This is a genomic window from Streptomyces sp. NPDC002125, from assembly GCF_053593715.1.
This window is the reverse complement of record NZ_JBSFDD010000052.1, coordinates 1-15073: the sequence shown is the minus strand read 5'-3', so window position 1 is coordinate 15073 and position 15073 is coordinate 1. Positions and strand designations below refer to the sequence as shown.

Here is a 15073-nt window from a genome sequence, read left to right as displayed (position 1 = left end):
CTTTCTGGGGGGTGCGCTGGGGGTGGGGGTGGGGGGCGCGGGGGGCCGCACCCCTCCCCGTCGCCGTCACCTCAGCGTGCCTGGTGCCTGCCCACCAGCTCGCGCAGGACGTCCTCCATCGTGATCATGCCCGCCAGCCGCCCGTCCTCGTCGAGGACGGCCGCCAGATGCGTACGGCTCCGCCGCAGCGCGGTCAGTACGTCGTCCAGCGGCGTCGCCGCGCGCACCCGGGCGATCGGCCGCAGAGCCGAGACCGGGAAGGGGACATCGCGCGGCGCCGCGTCCAGCGCGTCCTTCACGTGCAGGTATCCGATGATGCGCTGTTCGCTGTCCATGACCGGGAAGCGCGAGAAGCCGGACTCGTGCGACAGCCGCTCCAGCTCCTCCGGAGTCGTACCGACCCTGGTGTACAGCACCCGGTCGACCGGCAGCAGCACCTCCTGGACCGGGCGCCTGCCCAGTTCCAGCGCGTGGCGCAGACGGTCCGCCGAACGGTCGTCGACGAGCCCGGAGTCCTCGGCGTCCTTGACGAGCCGTGCCAGCTCGTCGTCGGAGAAGGTCGCGGCGACCTCGTCCTTGGTCTCCACCCGCAACAGCTTGAGCAGCGTGTTCGCGAAGGCGTTGATCGCGAAGATCACCGGCTTCAGCGCCCGGGCGAGAGTCACCAGGGGCGGTCCGAGCAACAGCACCGTGCGGAGGGGCTCCGCCAGCGCGACGTTCTTCGGCACCATCTCGCCCAGCAGCATGTGCAGATACGTGGCCACCGACAGCGCGATGACGAACGAGATCGGGTGCACCAGACCGTGTGGCACGCCCACCGAGTCGAAGACGGGCTCCAGCAGATGGGCGATGGCGGGCTCGGCGACGATACCCAGCACCAGCGTGCAGAGCGTGATGCCGAGCTGGGCCGCCGCCAGGAGCGCCGAGACGTGCTCAAGGCCCCAGATGACGCTGCGCGCCCGCCGGTTCCCCGCCTCGGCCTCGGGCTCGACCTGACTGCGGCGTACGGAGATCAGCGCGAACTCCGCGCCCACGAAGAAGGCGTTCACGACCAGGGTCAGCAGGCCGATGAAGAGCTGGATGGCGGTCATCGTTCGTCCTCCGCCGGCTCGTCGTCACCGGAGAGCGGTGCGTGCAGCAGGGCACGCGCGGCGCGGTGTCCCGAAGCGTCGACCACGTCGATCCGCCAGCCCGTCAGCTCGACGGTGTCGCCGACGACAGGAATGCGGCCGACCTCCGTGGCGATCAGCCCGGCGAGAGTCTCGTAGGGCCCGTCCGGTACCCGAAGCCCGATGGTGCGGAGCTGGTCCGTGCGGGCCGCCCCGTCGGCGGACCACAGGGTCCGTCCGTCCGCGTCCTCTCCGGCGGGCGCCAGATCGGGGGTCTCGTGCGGGTCGTGCTCGTCCCGGACCTCGCCGACGACTTCCTCCACGATGTCCTCCAGCGTCACGACTCCCGCCGTGCCGCCGTACTCGTCGATGACGACGGCCATGGCGAGCTTGCCGGAAAGCCGGTCCAGCAGCCGGTCCACGGTGAGCGTCTCCGGCACGAGCAGGGGTTCGCGCAGCATCTCCGACACACGCTTGCGGGGTCGCTGGTCCGCGGGGATCGCCAGTACGTCCTTGATGTGCGCGACGCCGACGACCGTGTCCAGGTTGCCCCGGTACACGGGGAAGCGGGAGAGCCCGGTCGCCCGGGTGGCGTTCGCGACGTCCTCGGCGGTCGCCTGCACTTCCAAGGCTGTGACCTGGACGCGAGGCGTCATCACGTTCTCCGCGGTGAGTTCGGACAGGTTGAGGGTGCGCACGAAGAGTTCGGCCGTGTCCGCCTCGAGTGCGCCCTCCTTCGCGGAATGGCGTGCCAGAGCCACCAGCTCCTGCGGACTGCGCGCCGAGGCGAGCTCCTCGGCGGGTTCGAGGCCGAAGCGCCTCAGGATCCGGTTGGCGGTGTTGTTGAGGTGACTGATGAAGGGCCGGAACACCGCTGTGAACGCGCGCTGCGGCGTGGCGACAACCTTGGCTACGGCGAGAGGGGAGGAGATCGCCCAGTTCTTCGGGACGAGTTCGCCGACCACCATCAGGACCACGGTGGACAGGGCGGTGCCGATCACGAGTGCGAGTGAGGAGGCCACACCGGGTGACAGCCCGGTCGCCTCCACCGGCCCCCGGATGAGCTTGGCGATGGACGGCTCGGCGAGCATGCCGACCACCAGGTTGGTGACCGTGATACCGAGCTGGGCGCCGGAGAGCTGGTAGGTGAGGCTGCGTACGGCCTTGAGAGCTCCCGCCGCACCCCGTTCACCTCGGTCTGCGGCCCTTTCGAGATCGCCGCGCTCCACCGTGGTCAGAGAGAACTCGGCCGCCACGAACGCGCCGCAGGCGAGGGAGAGCAGTACCGCCACGAGGAGCAGGAGCACTTCGGTCATCGGTTCACCTCCGTCCCAGGATCGAGCAGGGGTAGGAGGTTCGCGCGATGTCGGCGGTATCGACTACTGGGGGGCTCGCCCATGGGCGGACGCTCACACCTTTCGAAGGGGGTCGAATGTTCGAGAATCCATAGTAAAGGATCAGCAAAATCGCGTGCCTGTGAGATGGCGCGGGGCTGGTCAGGGGCCTCCGAGCGTGTGCGCGGGGCTGCGGGCGGAAACGCTCACAGGGACTTGACCCAGCGCCGCCAGTGGTCCTCCCGATGGTAGCCACCGGCCGCCCACGCGTGGTGCGCCTGAGCGTTGGCCTCCAGGACCATGGCGTCCACCCGCCGCCCGCCCAGCGCGGCGAATCGCTGCGCCGCGGCGTCCATCAGCGCCGTGGCGATGCCCTGGCGCCGGAAGTCCGGGTGCACGGCGAGGCGGTACATGGAGCACCGCCATCCGTCGTACCCGGCTATGACGGTTCCGGCGAGGCGGCCGTCGCGTTCCGCGAGGATCAGGGCCTCGGGGTCCCTCTCGATCAGGCCGGCGACTCCGTCGTGGTCGTCCGTGATGCTGGTCCCCTCGGCGGCCTCGCGCCAGAAGCGCAGTACGGCGTCGACGTCGGGGAGTGTGGCGGGGCGGATGTCGAGATCAGTCATGGTGGGAGCCAACCAGAGTGTGCGCGGAATCGGCGATCCTTTTCGTGCGAGTCAGCTACCCCGTGGAACGCGGATCGCACCCGCCCATGTCTCGGCGCCCGCGGCGCCGCGCATGTACCCGTTCCTCTTGCGAGTGCTAGCGCGGGCGCGCTAGCGTGATGTCGTGCCCAAGACTCAGCTGAACGTTCGAGTGGACGAGGCCACCGCCGAGGCGGCGCGACAGCGCGCCCTGCAGCGGGGGATGAGCGTGAACCGCTACATAGAGGAGCTCGTCAAACAGGATGCGGGCGAAGTGGGACACACCTTCGTCGAGGCCGCGGCCGACTTCATGAAGCAGTACGAGTCGGTGTTCGCCGAGGAATTCGGCACGGAGCGCAAAGGCACCCGTTGAACCTGCAGATCGACCTTTCCTGGCTGCTCATGGTCGCCGAGCACAAGACGCCCGGCGATCCCCAGGTCGTGGACTGGGGTGCGCTCGTCGCCGCAGTCAGCCGGCACGAGGCGGAGATCTTCGGCAGCCCCGTCTACAGCGATCCGCACTCCCGGGCCGCCGCCATGCTGCAGCTTCTCCTCCATGTGCCCGCGCTGGAGCACTCGAACGCGATGTTCGCCTCCGCTGTCGCCTACGGCTACCTCGTCGCCTCCGGGCTGAAGATCATCACCTCGCCCGAGCAGGTGCGCGATCTCGCGCTGCTGGTGAAGGAGGGCAAGGCCGATGTCAGGGCCATCGCGGACGAGCTGCGCCGCTGGAGCCTGTGAGAACGCGCTCCGCCCGAGCGGTCAGGGCGAAGCCTCCGCCGACCGGTCCACCACCGCGGACCTCCGGGCCACGCCCAGCACACACGGCGTGGTCGGCAGCTGCACGCCGCGTTCCGGGATGCGGAACCGGCGGTACACCCCCAGTTCGAAGCCGGCCTCCTCCAGCGCGGTGATCGTGTCCCGCGCGGTGTGGCAGCCTCCGAAGAACAGCGGCCAGAAGGTGCGGTCCACCGTCCGCTGAGCCGCTGCCAGCGCCCGGCCCTGGGCCAGGGTGTGCTCGAAGAAGCGCAGCTCACCGCCCGGCCTCAGCACCCGCTTGATCTCCGCCAGCGCCCGGGGCAGATCCCGTACGGTGCACAGCACCAGCGAGGCCACGGCGGCGTCGAACGCCTCGCTCTTGACCGGCAGCGCCTCCGCGGTGCCCGGCACCACATCGACCGGTACCTCCGCCCTCAGCGCGGCATCGGTCGCCAGCCGGCGCAGATTGCGCTCCGGCTCGATCGCCATCACCTCGGAGACGGCCCCGGGGTAGTGCGCGAAATTGAGGCCGTTGCCCGCGCCGATCTCGATGACCCGGCCGGAGAGGCCGGCGAGGAGCTCCTCACGATGGGCCACGATCCCCGCCTTGAGATCGGCGGTCACGCTCATCCGGGCGTAGAAACGGGCAAAGACCGGGTGGTGCACCGCGTCCCGAGGACTCTTCGTGCTGCGCCGACGCATGGCGGGCCTCCTTCGAGCACGGGGAAACGGCTCCACCTCGATTCTCCCCCGTACGGGCACACTCAGCCGCTCATGCGCGGTCCAACTTCCCTCCGAGTTCCGGCGCCAGCCAACTCGCCGCCCGGGCCCGGAAGTCGGATGGAGTCAGTGACCCGGCTCCGGCAGGCACCGCGCCCAGGAGCGGCGCCCCCGCCGAGACGGGCAGGTCGTCGATGTTGCACCGGGAGGCCAGATCCGGGTCGGCCGGCATGCTGCCCACCACCACGCCCGGGCACACCAGCCCGCGTGAGCGCAGGGCCTCGGTCGTCAGCGCGGTGGCGTTGAGCGTGCCCAGGCCCGCGGCCGCCACGACCAGCACCGGCGCCGCCATCAGCCGTGCGGCGTCCGCGAGCGTGGCCCCCTGCTCGTCGTAGCGCACGAGCAGCCCGCCCGCGCCCTCGACGAGCACGAGGTCGTGCTCCGTCGCCAGCTTCTGGGCCGTCTCGGCGATCTCGTACGGGCGTACGGGGGTGAGGCCGGCGCGGCGTGCCGCCGTCTCGGGTGCCAACGGCTCGGGGAAACGGGCCAGTTCGACCGCGGTCACATGGGCGCCGGCCAGCCGTACCACCTCCGCGGCGTCCCCCGGCTCTCCCGGCGCCAGACCGGTCTGGGCGGGCTTGAGCACGGCGACCCTGCGGTCCCGCCAGGCAGCCGCCACCGCGGCCGTCACGATCGTCTTGCCGATCTCGGTGCCCGTGCCGGACACCACCAGAATCGTCATCTCAGCCTTCCCTCGCCGCCGCGCACACGGCCCGGCAGATTCGTGCCACATCGTCGTCGCCTGTCACATAGGGCGGCATCGTGTACACGAGATCGCGGAACGGGCGCAGCCACACACCCTCGCGGACCGCCGCGCGGGTCGCCGCCTCCATGTCGACCTCGTGATCGAGCTGTACGACCCCGATCGCGCCCAGCACCCTGACCTCCCGTACGCCCGGCAGTTCCGCGGCCCCGGTCAGCCCTCGGCGCAAAGCCCTGCCGATCCGCTCGACCTCCAGCTCCCAGTCCTGGCCGAGCAGGAGGTCCACGGAGGCGCAGGCCACGGCGGCGGCCAGCGGATTGCCCATGAAGGTGGGCCCGTGCGCCAGCACCGGCACCTCTCCGCTCGAAATGCCCTCGGCCACCCGGGAGGTGCACAGGGTCGCCGCCAGTGTCAGATAGCCGCCGGTCAGCGCCTTGCCGACACACATCACGTCCGGCGACACCCCGGCGTGCCCGGCCGCGAACAGCTTGCCGGTGCGGCCGAAGCCGGTCGCGATCTCGTCGAACACCAGCAGCACGTCGTTCGCGTCGCACGCCTCACGGAGCACCCGGAGGTAGGCGGGCGAGTGGAATCGCATCCCGCCCGCACCCTGGACGACGGGCTCCACGATCACCGCGGCCAGCTCGTCGGCGTGAGAGGCGATCAGTTCGCGCAGATGCCTCTCGTACGCCTCGTCCGGTTCGGCGTCGAAGCCGTCCGGGGGTGCGTCCGCGAAGACCTGCCGGGGGAGGGCGCCCGACCACAGCTCGTGCATCCCTCCCTCGGGGTCGCACACCGACATCGGCTGCCAGGTGTCCCCGTGGTAGCCGCCGCGCCATGTCAGCAGCCGGTGCTTGCCCGGCCGCCCGGCCGAGCGCCAGTACTGCAGACACATCTTCACCGCGACCTCGACCGAGACCGAACCCGAGTCGGCGAGGAAGACGTGCCGCAACGGCTCAGGGGTGATCTCCACCAGCCGGGCGGCCAGCCGGACGGCGGGCTCATGGGTGAGCCCGCCGAACATCACATGGCTCATCCGGTCCAGCTGCCCGCGGGCGGCCTCGTTGAGCACCGGATGGTTGTAGCCGTGGACCGCCGACCACCAGGACGACATGCCGTCCACCAACTCGCGCTGCCCATGGGCGGGTTCGGCGAGCCTGAGACGCACCCCGGACGCGGACTCCACGACCAGCGGTTCCTGCCGTCCCGGCATCGGGCCGTACGGGTGCCAGACGTGGGACCGGTCCAGGGCGAGGAGTTCGGCGGGGCGGAGCGGGTCAGGCATTGGGCGCGAGATCCGTCCCGGCACCGCGACGGCGTACGGCCACCAGGTCCGTGCGCGCCGCCAGGGGCCCGGAGGCCTCCGGCGCCCGCTCCGTGCGCGCCGCCACGGCCCCGCATGCCTCCGAGGTGTCACCCGCCGCGGAGCCGGAATCGCCGCACGGAGCGCAGCCGCTCCCGTGCGAACCGCAGCCGCTGCTCCCGTGCGAACCGCAGCCGCCCGCCGACTGCGCGCGGTGCTCCGGAAGGGTCGTGGTATCCGCTCCCTCCACTTCGAAACCGGCGTCCGCGATCATGTCGAGGTCGGTCTGCCCGGACTGCCCCTCACTGGTCAGGTAGTCGCCCAGGAAGATGGAGTTGACCAGATTCAGGGCCAGTGGCTGCATCGAGCGCAGATGGACCTCACGCCCGCCCGCGAGCCGCACCTCGGCATCGGGGCAGACGAACCTGACCATCGCCAGGATGCGAAGGCACCGCTGCGGTGTGAGGTGCCACTCCTTGGCGAGCGGTGTGCCCTCCATGGGAATCAGGAAGTTCACCGGCACCGAGTCGGGGTCCAGCGCGCGCAGGGAGAAGACGACGTCCACGAGATCGGCGTCGGTCTCGCCCATGCCGGCGATCAGACCGGAGCAGGCCGAGAGCCCGGCGGCCTGGGCCTGCTGCACGGTGTCCACCCGGTCGGCGTACGTGTGGGTGGTGGTGATGTCTCCGTACGTACCCTCTGAGGTGTTGAGGTTGTGGTTGTACGCGTCGGCGCCCGCGGACCTGAGGCGGTCGGCCTGGCCCTCCGACAGAAGGCCGAGACAGGCGCACACCTCGACGCCCTCGTGCTGATCCTTGATCGCCTCGATCGTCTGCGACACCCGGTCGATGTCCCGGTCGGTCGGCCCCCGGCCGCTCGCCACCAGGCACACGCGCTTCGCGCCACCGGCCACACCCGCGGCGGCGGCTTTCTGCGCCTCGTCCGGTTTCAGCCAGGTGTACTTGAGGATCTCGGCCTTGGAGCCGAGCCGCTGCGAGCAGTACGAGCAGTCCTCGGGACAGAGCCCGGACTTCAGGTTCACCAGATAGTTCAGCTTGACGCGCCTGCCGAACCACTGGCGGCGCACCTTTCCGGCCGCGGCCACCACGTCGAGCAGTTCGTCGTCGGAGGTCGCCAGCACGGCGAGCGCCTCTTCACGGGTCGGCAGTTCGCGCCGCAGCCCCTTGTCCACCAGCGTGTTCAGCAGGTCCATGGCCTTGATCCTGACGTACCGCACCGCCATCGGCCAAGGAGGAACCGGACAGGAGAGCCGGCCGATGCTGTGTGTATTGCCACACCCTGGCCTGTTGCGCACCCGGTTAGGGTCTGTGAGCTGCCTACAAAAGGGACCCGCTCATGTCCTACGCCCCATTCGACTGGATCGACGACGCGGCGCGCCGCCGGGCAGACGCCGGACTCGTCCGGACGCTGCGCCCGAGGCCCGCCGAGGCCGGAGTGCTGGACCTGGCCGGCAACGACTACCTGGGGCTGACCCGGCACCCCGAGGTCACCTCGGCCGCGGCGGACGCTGCGCGGGAGTGGGGCGCGGGTTCCACGGGCTCCCGTCTGGTCACCGGCTCCACCGCACTCCACGCCGAACTGGAGCGGGAACTCGCCGACTTCTGCGGATTCGAAGCGGCCCTGGTGTTCTCCTCCGGTTACGCCGCCAACCTCGCGGCCCTCACCGCGCTCACCGGACACGACTGGCTCATCGTGTCCGACGCGGGCAACCACGCCTCGATCGTCGACGGCTGCCGGCTCTCCCGGGCCACGACCGCTGTGGTGCCGCACGCGGACCCCGACGCCGTGCGCAAGACGCTCCGCGCCCACGGGGGGCGGGCGCTGGCCGTGACCGACTCGGTCTTCTCGGTGGACGGCGACGCGGCCCCGCTCCCCGCACTGGCCGTCGCCTGCCGGGACGCGGGCGCCGCCCTCCTGGTGGACGACGCGCACGGACTGGGGGTCCTGGGCGAGGGAGGGCGCGGCGCGCTCGCCGCCGCCGGTCTCGCGGGCGGTGAGGGAATCGTCGCCACGCTCACCCTCTCCAAGTCGCTGGGCAGCCAGGGCGGAGCGGTCCTCGGGCCCGCCCGGGTCATCAGCCACCTGGTCAACACGGCCCGCACGTTCATCTTCGACACCGGCCTCGCGCCGGCCGCCGCCGGTGGCGCGCTCGGCGCGCTCCGGCTGCTGCGCCGGGAGCCGGAACGCGCGGCCAGGGCAGGCGCGGTCGCCCTCGACCTGCACGGCCGGCTGACCGCGGCGGGCCTGACCGCCGTACGCCCCGACGCCGCCGTCGTGTCGGTACGCGCGCCCTCGCCGGAGGCGGCCCTGCGCTGGGCGGCGGACTGCCGGGAGGCCGGGCTCGCGGTGGGATGCTTCCGGCCGCCGTCGGTGCCGGACGGGATCTCACGGCTCCGGCTGACCGCGCGGGCCGACCTGACGCGGGACCAGATCGAGGCCGCCGTGAGCACGATCGTCTCGACGGCGCCCCCGACCGGCTGAATCCGGAGGCGCCACAGCACCGTTGCCCCGGGACGGCAGTCCTGGTCAGCCGACCCGGGGGCCGTGGAGTCCGGTCACGAAGGACATCCACGCCGTCCCGGAGAAGCGCAGAGGTGGGAGCGCCTCGTCCTTGGAGTCCCGTACGGCCAGGAGATCCTCCCCGAGCAGCGCTGCTTCCACGCAGTTGTTCATCCCGGTGCTGCGGCTGCTGCGCCGCCACCTGGGTGCGGACTGTGCGGGACGGTCGGACATCGTGCCCCCCTCGGGCAGTCTGAAGTTCCGCCTAATCGCCGCGGCCTACTGCGGCGATGAGGTCCAGCGAACGTTCCGGCGACAGCGCGTGGGCCTGCAACGTACGGAAGGCCGAGCTGTACGCCTCAAGGTCTTCTCTCCGCTCCAGATAGAGACTACTCGTCAAATGGTCAAGAGTGACCACATCCAGATCAGAAGTGCTCGGAAAGGAGAAGATAACGAAAGGCCCGGTGAGCCCGACATAGCTCCCCGCCTCGAACGGCAGTAACTGCAGTGTCACGTGGGGAAGTTGAGCCGAACGTGCCAGGTGGTGCAGCTGATCCCGCATGACCTCGGGGCCGCCGACCCGCCGCCGGAGCACGGCCTCGTCGAGCACGGCGCTGAACCGTAGCGGCCCCGGTGAGTACAGGACGCTCTGCCGGGCGAGTCTGACCTCCACCAGGGAGTCGAGCTGTGCGGGCGGGAGCCCGTCCAGCGAGGACCGGGTCACCGCTCGCGCGTAGTCGGCGGTCTGCAGCAACCCCGGTACCACCGAGGTCTCCAGGGTGCGGGCTTCGCAGGCCTGGGACTCCAGGCTGATGAAGTCGCGGTACTGGGGCGGGATGAGTCCGCGATAGGCGTGCCACCAGCCGCTTCCGCCGCCGCCCGCCGAGCCCGCGAGCGTCTGGAGCAGTGAACGCAGGTGTGCGTCGTCCACGCCGTAGGCGTCCAGCAGCCGGGTCACGTCGGCGGGAGTCACCCCGCTCGCCCCCGTCTCGATCCGGCTCACCTTCGACTGGTTCCAGCCCAGCATCACGGCGGCGTCCCGGCTGGTGAGTCCTGAGGTGTGGCGCAGGCTGCGCAGTTCCTCCCCGAGCTTGCGACGGCGTACCACGGGGCCGTGCCGCATACCGGCCTCCTTCCCTTGTGCGGAGGGCCGTCCTCCACGGGACAGCCAGGAAAGGGGCCAGTGTGGTGCGTGTGTACGGCTACGGGGGAGAGTTCACCGGAATGGGCGACAGATATATGCATATCTTGGTGGATCGCACCCGCGCGGGGAGCATCGGTGGCAGTCTGGCGCGAAGCACAGTCCAGGCCGATCGCGGGTCGGTCAGGCGGGAAAGGGACGGCGTCGCCATGGCAGACCATCAGGAAGCAACCGTGACCCTGCCGAGCGACCCGGCCTCGGTGTCCGAGGCCCGGAGACACGTCGCACGGGTGCTCGCCGAATGGGGCCTGGCCGAAGGCAGCGAGACCGCCGACGACATCCGGCTGATCGTCTCGGAACTGGCCACCAATGCTGTGCAGCACACCTTCGGGCAGTCACCCACGTTCACCGTGGACCTCCGCCTGGACCGGGACGTCGAGCTCTACCTCGGAGTGACGGACAGTCACCCCCGCTGGCCCCAGCGCCTGCCCGCTGCGGTCAGACAGGACAACGGCCGGGGCATGGTGATCATCCGGGCCCTCGCCAAGCAGTGCGGCGGACGTCTCAGCGTCAGCCCCACACCCGACGGCGGCAAGACCGTGTCGATCGCTCTTCCCTGGGCCGTCCCCGCGCAGACCTGAGGGGGAGGCGCGGGGTGATCACCGGGCCATGAACACGGCGCCTACGGCGCGGAGGCCCGGCCGAAGCCGCTGCGCAGCAGCGCCATCAGCGTCGCAGCGGCCGCCGTGTTCCGGTCCCCCCGGTGCGCCACGGAGATCGTCCGCCGGAACGCCGCCGGTTCGAGGCGCCGTACGGCCAGAGGTGTCGGCGACATCGCCGCGACCATCTCCGGTACGACCGCCACGCCGATGCCCGCGCTGACCAGGGCGCACACCAGTGCGTAGCCCGGGGACTCGCACACCACGGCGGGGGCCGCCCCCGCGTCGGCCAGCGCGCGTTCCACCCCGCGCCGGGGCGGATGCGCCGGCGCGCTGCTGATCAGCGGGCGGCCGGCCAGCTCCGAGACCGGCAGCGGGCCGGTGCCCTCGGACAGCATCTGCCCGAGCGCGGTGACGAGCACCAGCTCCTCGACGAGCAGCGGCTCGGCGTGCACCCCCGCGGGCAGCGGATCGGGGGCCGCCGGTTCGTAGGCGTGGGTCAGCGCCAGATCCACCTCGCCCGCCGCCACCGCGGCCACCCCGGCGGGCGGCTCGTAGTCCGTGACGGTCAGCTCGACATCGGGGTGGGCGCGGCGGAAGGCGGTGAGCACCGGCGGCAGCAGATGGATGCCGGCCGTCACGAAGGTGCCGACCCGCAGCCGCCCGCCCGACAGCCCGGCGAGGCGGGCCAGCTCGTGCCGCGCCTGGTCCATCTCGTCCAGGACCCGCCTGGCCCGCCCGGCCAGCAGCTCCCCGGCAGCCGTCAGCCGCGCCCCGCGGTGGTGCCGGACCAGCAGCGCGGCCCCGGCCTCCCGCTCCAGCTTGGCCAGCTGCTGCGAGAGCGCGGGCGCGGTGTAGCCCAGCCGCGCGGCCGCCCGTGTGATCGAGCCGGCCTCGGCCACCGCCACCAGCGCGGCCAGCCTCGTCGGGTCATACATTAAGCATTCCTTTTGGCAGACCCAGAAGATTGCAAGTACACGCTAAAGGCTTCGAGCGGTCAGGGTGTACGCATGGACGCACAACTGCTCGCTTTCGTGGCCGTCGCCGCAGGAATGGTCGCGCTCCCCGGCGCGGACTTCACCGTCGTCGTACGCAACGCACTCGCATCCCGCCGGTCCGGGCTCGCCACCGCGGTGGGGGTCGCCGGAGGGCTGCTGGTACACACCGCGCTGGCCGTCGCCGGACTCGCCGCCGTGCTCGTGACCATGCCGGTGCTGTTCCGCACCGTCCAGCTGCTCGGCGGCGCCTATGTGCTCTATCTCGGCCTCAGCGGCCTGTACGCGATGCGTCGCCGCACCACCGGGGGATCGGGCGCCGACGAGGGGCCGGCCGGCGGTACGGCAATGGGGCCGGCGCGGTCGTTGCGCCAGGGCTTTCTCACCAACGCCCTCAATCCGAAGGCGCCCGTGCTCTTCCTCAGCCTGCTGCCCCAGTTCGTCCCCGAGGGCTCGGCGCCCCTTCCCCGGACCCTGCTGCTGGCCTCGGTGGTGGTACTTCTCGCGCTCGTCTGGTTCCCGGCCGTGGCGCTGCTGGTGGACCGCCTCGGGCGGTGGCTGCGCCGGCCGCGTACCGCCCGCGCGATCGAGGGCGGCAGCGGCACGGCGCTCACCGCGCTGGGGCTCGTGCTGGTGACAGGGCCCCTGCTGCACTGAACCGGCGGGGGAGAAGGGTCAGCGCCGGCGGGGGAGAAGGGTCAGCGGACCCTCCCGTACCAGACGTTGTTCGACCAGATCCGCTCCAGGCGGACCACCGCGCCGGTCTTCGGTGAGTGCCAGATCTTGCCGCTGCCGGCGTAGATGCCGACGTGGTACACACTGCGCCCCGCGTGGAAAAAGACCAGGTCGCCGCGTTTCCGCTGCGACCTGGAGATATGGCGGGTCTTGTTGTACTGCTGCTGGGCCGTGCGGGGGAGTTTCTTCCCCGCCTTCTTGAACGAATAGAGGGTGAGGCCGGAGCAGTCGAACCGGTGCGGGCCCGTGGCCCCCCATCTGTACGGTGCACCCTTCTTCGAGGCGGCGATGTTGAGCGCCTTCGTCGAGTGGGCCGCGGCTTCGGCCTCGTCGACGAGTCCGGGGGCCAGCATCGTCGTGCCGACGGCGAATGTGAGAACCGACGCCGTACCGACCCGGGCGAGAAGAGACGGGACATGAACCTGCGCAGACATGCGCAACCCTTCGTCAGCCGCCTGTGAAGGATGACCTGTCGGGTTCGGGCTGGCGAAGTTGCCCGGCCGCGCGAAGCGGCTTCACCCCGAGGACCGTCCGGATGTCCGGGCGGCCCGTTGTGCTCGGGTCCTCCACTCCTGCCGATCCACTCCTGTCGACCAGGCATCCGGACGGCGGCAGGACTCGGCGTCCGCCCGGACCGCCCCGCCGCGGTGGCGGGGGCTTGTCGTCCCAGGGATCTTTACGCACGCGCTGTCGGTTTTCCTCGCTGAAGTTCCGATATGTGAGAGTCGTCACCACTGATCCGTTCGGGTGGACGCGGCGGGAGCTCTGCCGGGGCGGTGCTGCCCGACCAGCCGTGTACCAGCGGCGGAACAAGAGATTCCGTTCAGCGTCCGCGCTTGATGCGCAAGTTGGGCTGTCCCTCGGGCGGGGGAGCTCCTACGCCGATCGAGCGAGGAAAACTCATCGCCCGGCCGGGCGTGTCGTCGCGGGCGCGGCGCCCGAGTCGGGCTCCGCGAGTGATCAACTCGACGCGGCCGGAGGCAGGGCGACCCGCCCCGCCCGGCGCTCCCCGTCCAACACCCGTAACGCCCTGGCCAGTGTCTCCGCGTGGATCTGCGACTCGCCCCGCTCGTGCATCAGCACGAGCGCGTCACGGAGGGCCGTGGCCCGCGAGGCGAGCGCCTGGGCCGCCCGGAGCGCGCCGTAGGTGTCGCTGCCGCGGGCGGGGTTGATGCGCCCGAGCTGGTCGAGCACCTCCAGATAGCAGTCGATGAACTCGGCCTCGGCGCGGGTCAGCGCGGGGAGCGGCGGGAACTGGGGGGTGAGCATCGGGCGTTCACCTCGCGGCATGCGGTGGCTGGGACGGCGTGCGGTTCTCCACGACGTGGTCCACCAGCCCGAACGCCAGGGCGGCCGGGGCGTCGAGGATGGTGTCCCGTTCGACGGCGGCGCTGATCTCCCGCGTGGAACGCCCGGTGTGACGGGCCAGCATGGCCGTGAGCAGCTCGCGCTCACGCGCCAACTCGCGTGCCGTGATCTCGAGATCGGACGGCTGGCCGTGCACCGGCTCGTCCAGCGCGGGTTGCTGGATGACTACCCGGGCGCCGGGCAGAGCATGTCGGTGGCCGGGCGCCCCGGCCGCGAGCAGCACGGCGGCACTTGAGCCCGCCTGCCCGAGACAGAAGGTCTCCACCTCGCAGGTCAGGTAGAGCATGGTGTCGTAGACCGCCGTCATGGCGTTGAAGGACCCGCCGGGCGAGTTGATGTAGAGCGACAGCGGCCGGTCCGGGTCCGCGTGCTCCAGATACATGAACTGGGCGATGAGATCGGTCGCGGCTGTGTCGTCGACGGGTGTGCCGAGGAAGACGATGCGCTCGGACATCAGCTTCGAGTACGGATCCATGCTCCGGGAGCCGTATGCGGTGCGCTCGGTGAACTCGGGCAGGACATGCCGGGCGGCTGGACGGAACATGACGGAGCCTCTCCTCGGAATCACCACAGGCGGAACCGGCCCGTACGACCTCGTACGTAAAAAATGTACAGGACGTACAGAAGGTTATGATGGGGACTATGGCCTACGAGATTCCGGTGACGCAAGCCCGCGCAGAGCTCGCCGAGCTGATCAACCGCGTTGTATACGGCGGCGAGAGAGTGGTCGTGACGCGGCACGGAAAGCCGCTCGTGGCACTGGTCTCCGCCGCTGACCTGCAACGACTCGAGAGCGAGGAGCAGGCGGTCGAGGAGCAGGTGATCAGTTCCGTATCGTCGATCCGCTCGGCGGCATCTGCTCAGGGCGAACGGCGCCGCTTCGGTATCGCCGCGGAACACCGCGGCCACGACCAGGACGACTGACCGCCCCGCGGCGCGCTACCGCCACGCCTCGTACGCCTTCCAGCACGCGCACGCGAGCGGACTGGTGGCCGCGCTGCGCCCGGACGCGGACGCCTCGTA

The 15073-nt window shown here is 71.0% G+C and carries 19 protein-coding genes and 1 riboswitch; of the genes, 6 read left to right on the top strand and 13 right to left on the bottom strand.

All coding sequences use genetic code 11. The features are described from left to right. Positions 1 to 71: 71 nt before the first annotated feature. The 3 genes from ACWCQM_RS40305 to ACWCQM_RS40295 all read right to left on the bottom strand — a co-directional run bounded on the left by ACWCQM_RS40305 (position 72) and on the right by ACWCQM_RS40295 (position 3069). Entirely contained in the window at positions 72 to 1091 is a 1020-nt protein-coding gene (locus ACWCQM_RS40305) for a hemolysin family protein (RefSeq protein WP_450920027.1), read from the bottom strand. Then, on the bottom strand, positions 1088 to 2425 hold the full coding sequence (locus ACWCQM_RS40300; RefSeq protein ID WP_450920026.1) for a hemolysin family protein: 1338 nt from the start codon (positions 2423 to 2425) through the stop codon (positions 1088 to 1090). The genes ACWCQM_RS40305 and ACWCQM_RS40300 overlap by 4 nt, the downstream gene beginning before the upstream one ends. Positions 2426 to 2649: 224 nt before the next feature. Next, positions 2650 to 3069 (bottom strand): GNAT family N-acetyltransferase, encoded by a 420-nt coding sequence (locus tag ACWCQM_RS40295; protein ID WP_450920025.1) that lies wholly within the window; start codon positions 3067 to 3069, stop codon positions 2650 to 2652. Between the two features lie 163 nt (positions 3070 to 3232). Here ACWCQM_RS40295 and ACWCQM_RS40290 point away from each other — a divergent pair, with 163 nt between their 5' ends. Further along, complete coding sequence (locus ACWCQM_RS40290) at positions 3233 to 3460, top strand: antitoxin (protein WP_073750044.1); 228 nt, start codon at positions 3233 to 3235, stop codon at positions 3458 to 3460. Beyond that, entirely contained in the window at positions 3457 to 3828 is a 372-nt protein-coding gene (locus tag ACWCQM_RS40285) for a fic family toxin-antitoxin system, toxin component (protein WP_073750043.1), read from the top strand. Before ACWCQM_RS40290 ends, ACWCQM_RS40285 begins: the two co-directional genes overlap by 4 nt. Before the next feature lie 21 nt (positions 3829 to 3849). Here the strand turns inward: ACWCQM_RS40285 and ACWCQM_RS40280 are convergent, their stop codons facing one another. The 4 genes from ACWCQM_RS40280 to bioB all read right to left on the bottom strand — a co-directional run bounded on the left by ACWCQM_RS40280 (position 3850) and on the right by bioB (position 7845). Continuing rightward, positions 3850 to 4548, bottom strand: a complete 699-nt coding sequence (locus tag ACWCQM_RS40280; RefSeq protein WP_450920024.1) for a class I SAM-dependent methyltransferase — start codon at positions 4546 to 4548, stop codon at positions 3850 to 3852. 70 nt (positions 4549 to 4618) lie between these two features. Beyond that, positions 4619 to 5308 (bottom strand): dethiobiotin synthase, encoded by a 690-nt coding sequence (gene bioD / locus ACWCQM_RS40275; RefSeq protein ID WP_450920023.1) that lies wholly within the window; start codon positions 5306 to 5308, stop codon positions 4619 to 4621. A 1-nt stretch (position 5309) separates the two neighbouring features. After that, positions 5310 to 6614 carry an adenosylmethionine--8-amino-7-oxononanoate transaminase gene (locus ACWCQM_RS40270; protein WP_450920022.1) on the bottom strand — a complete coding sequence of 435 codons (1305 nt, stop codon included), beginning with the start codon at positions 6612 to 6614 and terminating at the stop codon, positions 5310 to 5312. Continuing rightward, complete coding sequence (gene bioB, locus ACWCQM_RS40265; RefSeq protein ID WP_450920021.1) at positions 6607 to 7845, bottom strand: biotin synthase BioB; 1239 nt, start codon at positions 7843 to 7845, stop codon at positions 6607 to 6609. Before bioB ends, ACWCQM_RS40270 begins: the two co-directional genes overlap by 8 nt. Before the next feature lie 143 nt (positions 7846 to 7988). Here bioB and ACWCQM_RS40260 point away from each other — a divergent pair, with 143 nt between their 5' ends. After that, positions 7989 to 9134: an 8-amino-7-oxononanoate synthase gene (locus tag ACWCQM_RS40260; RefSeq protein WP_450920020.1), complete on the top strand. Its 1146-nt coding sequence runs from the start codon at positions 7989 to 7991 to the stop codon at positions 9132 to 9134. A 45-nt stretch (positions 9135 to 9179) separates the two neighbouring features. Here the strand turns inward: ACWCQM_RS40260 and ACWCQM_RS40255 are convergent, their stop codons facing one another. Both ACWCQM_RS40255 and ACWCQM_RS40250 read right to left on the bottom strand, forming a co-directional pair. Next, a complete protein-coding gene (locus tag ACWCQM_RS40255) occupies positions 9180 to 9386 on the bottom strand; it encodes a DUF397 domain-containing protein (RefSeq protein WP_450920019.1) in 207 nt (68 codons plus the stop codon). A 31-nt stretch (positions 9387 to 9417) separates the two neighbouring features. Continuing rightward, positions 9418 to 10275 carry a helix-turn-helix domain-containing protein gene (locus ACWCQM_RS40250; protein ID WP_450920018.1) on the bottom strand — a complete coding sequence of 286 codons (858 nt, stop codon included), beginning with the start codon at positions 10273 to 10275 and terminating at the stop codon, positions 9418 to 9420. A gap of 227 nt (positions 10276 to 10502) precedes the next feature. Here ACWCQM_RS40250 and ACWCQM_RS40245 point away from each other — a divergent pair, with 227 nt between their 5' ends. Further along, positions 10503 to 10934 (top strand): ATP-binding protein, encoded by a 432-nt coding sequence (locus ACWCQM_RS40245; RefSeq protein ID WP_267077073.1) that lies wholly within the window; start codon positions 10503 to 10505, stop codon positions 10932 to 10934. 41 nt (positions 10935 to 10975) lie between these two features. Here the strand turns inward: ACWCQM_RS40245 and ACWCQM_RS40240 are convergent, their stop codons facing one another. Next, positions 10976 to 11890: a LysR family transcriptional regulator gene (locus tag ACWCQM_RS40240; protein ID WP_450920017.1), complete on the bottom strand. Its 915-nt coding sequence runs from the start codon at positions 11888 to 11890 to the stop codon at positions 10976 to 10978. A gap of 72 nt (positions 11891 to 11962) precedes the next feature. Here ACWCQM_RS40240 and ACWCQM_RS40235 point away from each other — a divergent pair, with 72 nt between their 5' ends. Continuing rightward, positions 11963 to 12604: a LysE family translocator gene (locus ACWCQM_RS40235; protein WP_450920016.1), complete on the top strand. Its 642-nt coding sequence runs from the start codon at positions 11963 to 11965 to the stop codon at positions 12602 to 12604. A 41-nt stretch (positions 12605 to 12645) separates the two neighbouring features. On the opposite strand, the gene ACWCQM_RS40230 is transcribed toward ACWCQM_RS40235, so the two are convergent. From ACWCQM_RS40230 to ACWCQM_RS40220, 3 genes are all read right to left on the bottom strand, one after another. Further along, the gene (locus ACWCQM_RS40230) at positions 12646 to 13116 is read right to left on the bottom strand and encodes a C40 family peptidase (protein ID WP_267077076.1); all 471 of its coding nucleotides are present in this window, start codon (positions 13114 to 13116) and stop codon (positions 12646 to 12648) included. Positions 13117 to 13119: 3 nt separating this feature from the next. After that, positions 13120 to 13292, bottom strand: a riboswitch (cyclic di-AMP (ydaO/yuaA leader). Positions 13293 to 13642: 350 nt separating this feature from the next. Beyond that, positions 13643 to 13951 (bottom strand): hypothetical protein, encoded by a 309-nt coding sequence (locus tag ACWCQM_RS40225; protein ID WP_450920015.1) that lies wholly within the window; start codon positions 13949 to 13951, stop codon positions 13643 to 13645. A gap of 7 nt (positions 13952 to 13958) precedes the next feature. Further along, positions 13959 to 14594 carry an ATP-dependent Clp protease proteolytic subunit gene (locus ACWCQM_RS40220; RefSeq protein WP_450920014.1) on the bottom strand — a complete coding sequence of 212 codons (636 nt, stop codon included), beginning with the start codon at positions 14592 to 14594 and terminating at the stop codon, positions 13959 to 13961. A gap of 98 nt (positions 14595 to 14692) precedes the next feature. On the opposite strand from ACWCQM_RS40220, the gene ACWCQM_RS40215 reads away from it, so the two are divergent. Next, entirely contained in the window at positions 14693 to 14974 is a 282-nt protein-coding gene (locus ACWCQM_RS40215) for a type II toxin-antitoxin system Phd/YefM family antitoxin (protein WP_450920013.1), read from the top strand. The last annotated feature ends 99 nt before the right edge of the window (positions 14975 to 15073 follow it).

What these genes read in the sequence shown, in the direction of transcription:
- ACWCQM_RS40305 (WP_450920027.1), bottom strand. Translation starts at nt 1,091, where the DNA reads ATGACCGCCATCCAGCTCTTCATCGGCCTGCTGACCCTGGTCGTGAAC.
- ACWCQM_RS40300 (WP_450920026.1), bottom strand. Translation starts at nt 2,425, where the DNA reads ATGACCGAAGTGCTCCTGCTCCTCGTGGCGGTACTGCTCTCCCTCGCC.
- ACWCQM_RS40295 (WP_450920025.1), bottom strand. Translation starts at nt 3,069, where the DNA reads ATGACTGATCTCGACATCCGCCCCGCCACACTCCCCGACGTCGACGCC.
- ACWCQM_RS40280 (WP_450920024.1), bottom strand. Translation starts at nt 4,548, where the DNA reads ATGCGTCGGCGCAGCACGAAGAGTCCTCGGGACGCGGTGCACCACCCG.
- bioD (WP_450920023.1), bottom strand. Translation starts at nt 5,308, where the DNA reads ATGACGATTCTGGTGGTGTCCGGCACGGGCACCGAGATCGGCAAGACG.
- ACWCQM_RS40270 (WP_450920022.1), bottom strand. Translation starts at nt 6,614, where the DNA reads ATGCCTGACCCGCTCCGCCCCGCCGAACTCCTCGCCCTGGACCGGTCC.
- bioB (WP_450920021.1), bottom strand. Translation starts at nt 7,845, where the DNA reads ATGGACCTGCTGAACACGCTGGTGGACAAGGGGCTGCGGCGCGAACTG.
- ACWCQM_RS40260 (WP_450920020.1), top strand. Translation starts at nt 7,989, where the DNA reads ATGTCCTACGCCCCATTCGACTGGATCGACGACGCGGCGCGCCGCCGG.
- ACWCQM_RS40255 (WP_450920019.1), bottom strand. Translation starts at nt 9,386, where the DNA reads ATGTCCGACCGTCCCGCACAGTCCGCACCCAGGTGGCGGCGCAGCAGC.
- ACWCQM_RS40250 (WP_450920018.1), bottom strand. Translation starts at nt 10,275, where the DNA reads ATGCGGCACGGCCCCGTGGTACGCCGTCGCAAGCTCGGGGAGGAACTG.
- ACWCQM_RS40245 (WP_267077073.1), top strand. Translation starts at nt 10,503, where the DNA reads ATGGCAGACCATCAGGAAGCAACCGTGACCCTGCCGAGCGACCCGGCC.
- ACWCQM_RS40240 (WP_450920017.1), bottom strand. Translation starts at nt 11,890, where the DNA reads ATGTATGACCCGACGAGGCTGGCCGCGCTGGTGGCGGTGGCCGAGGCC.
- ACWCQM_RS40235 (WP_450920016.1), top strand. Translation starts at nt 11,963, where the DNA reads ATGGACGCACAACTGCTCGCTTTCGTGGCCGTCGCCGCAGGAATGGTC.
- ACWCQM_RS40230 (WP_267077076.1), bottom strand. Translation starts at nt 13,116, where the DNA reads ATGTCTGCGCAGGTTCATGTCCCGTCTCTTCTCGCCCGGGTCGGTACG.
- ACWCQM_RS40225 (WP_450920015.1), bottom strand. Translation starts at nt 13,951, where the DNA reads ATGCTCACCCCCCAGTTCCCGCCGCTCCCCGCGCTGACCCGCGCCGAG.
- ACWCQM_RS40220 (WP_450920014.1), bottom strand. Translation starts at nt 14,594, where the DNA reads ATGTTCCGTCCAGCCGCCCGGCATGTCCTGCCCGAGTTCACCGAGCGC.
- ACWCQM_RS40215 (WP_450920013.1), top strand. Translation starts at nt 14,693, where the DNA reads ATGGCCTACGAGATTCCGGTGACGCAAGCCCGCGCAGAGCTCGCCGAG.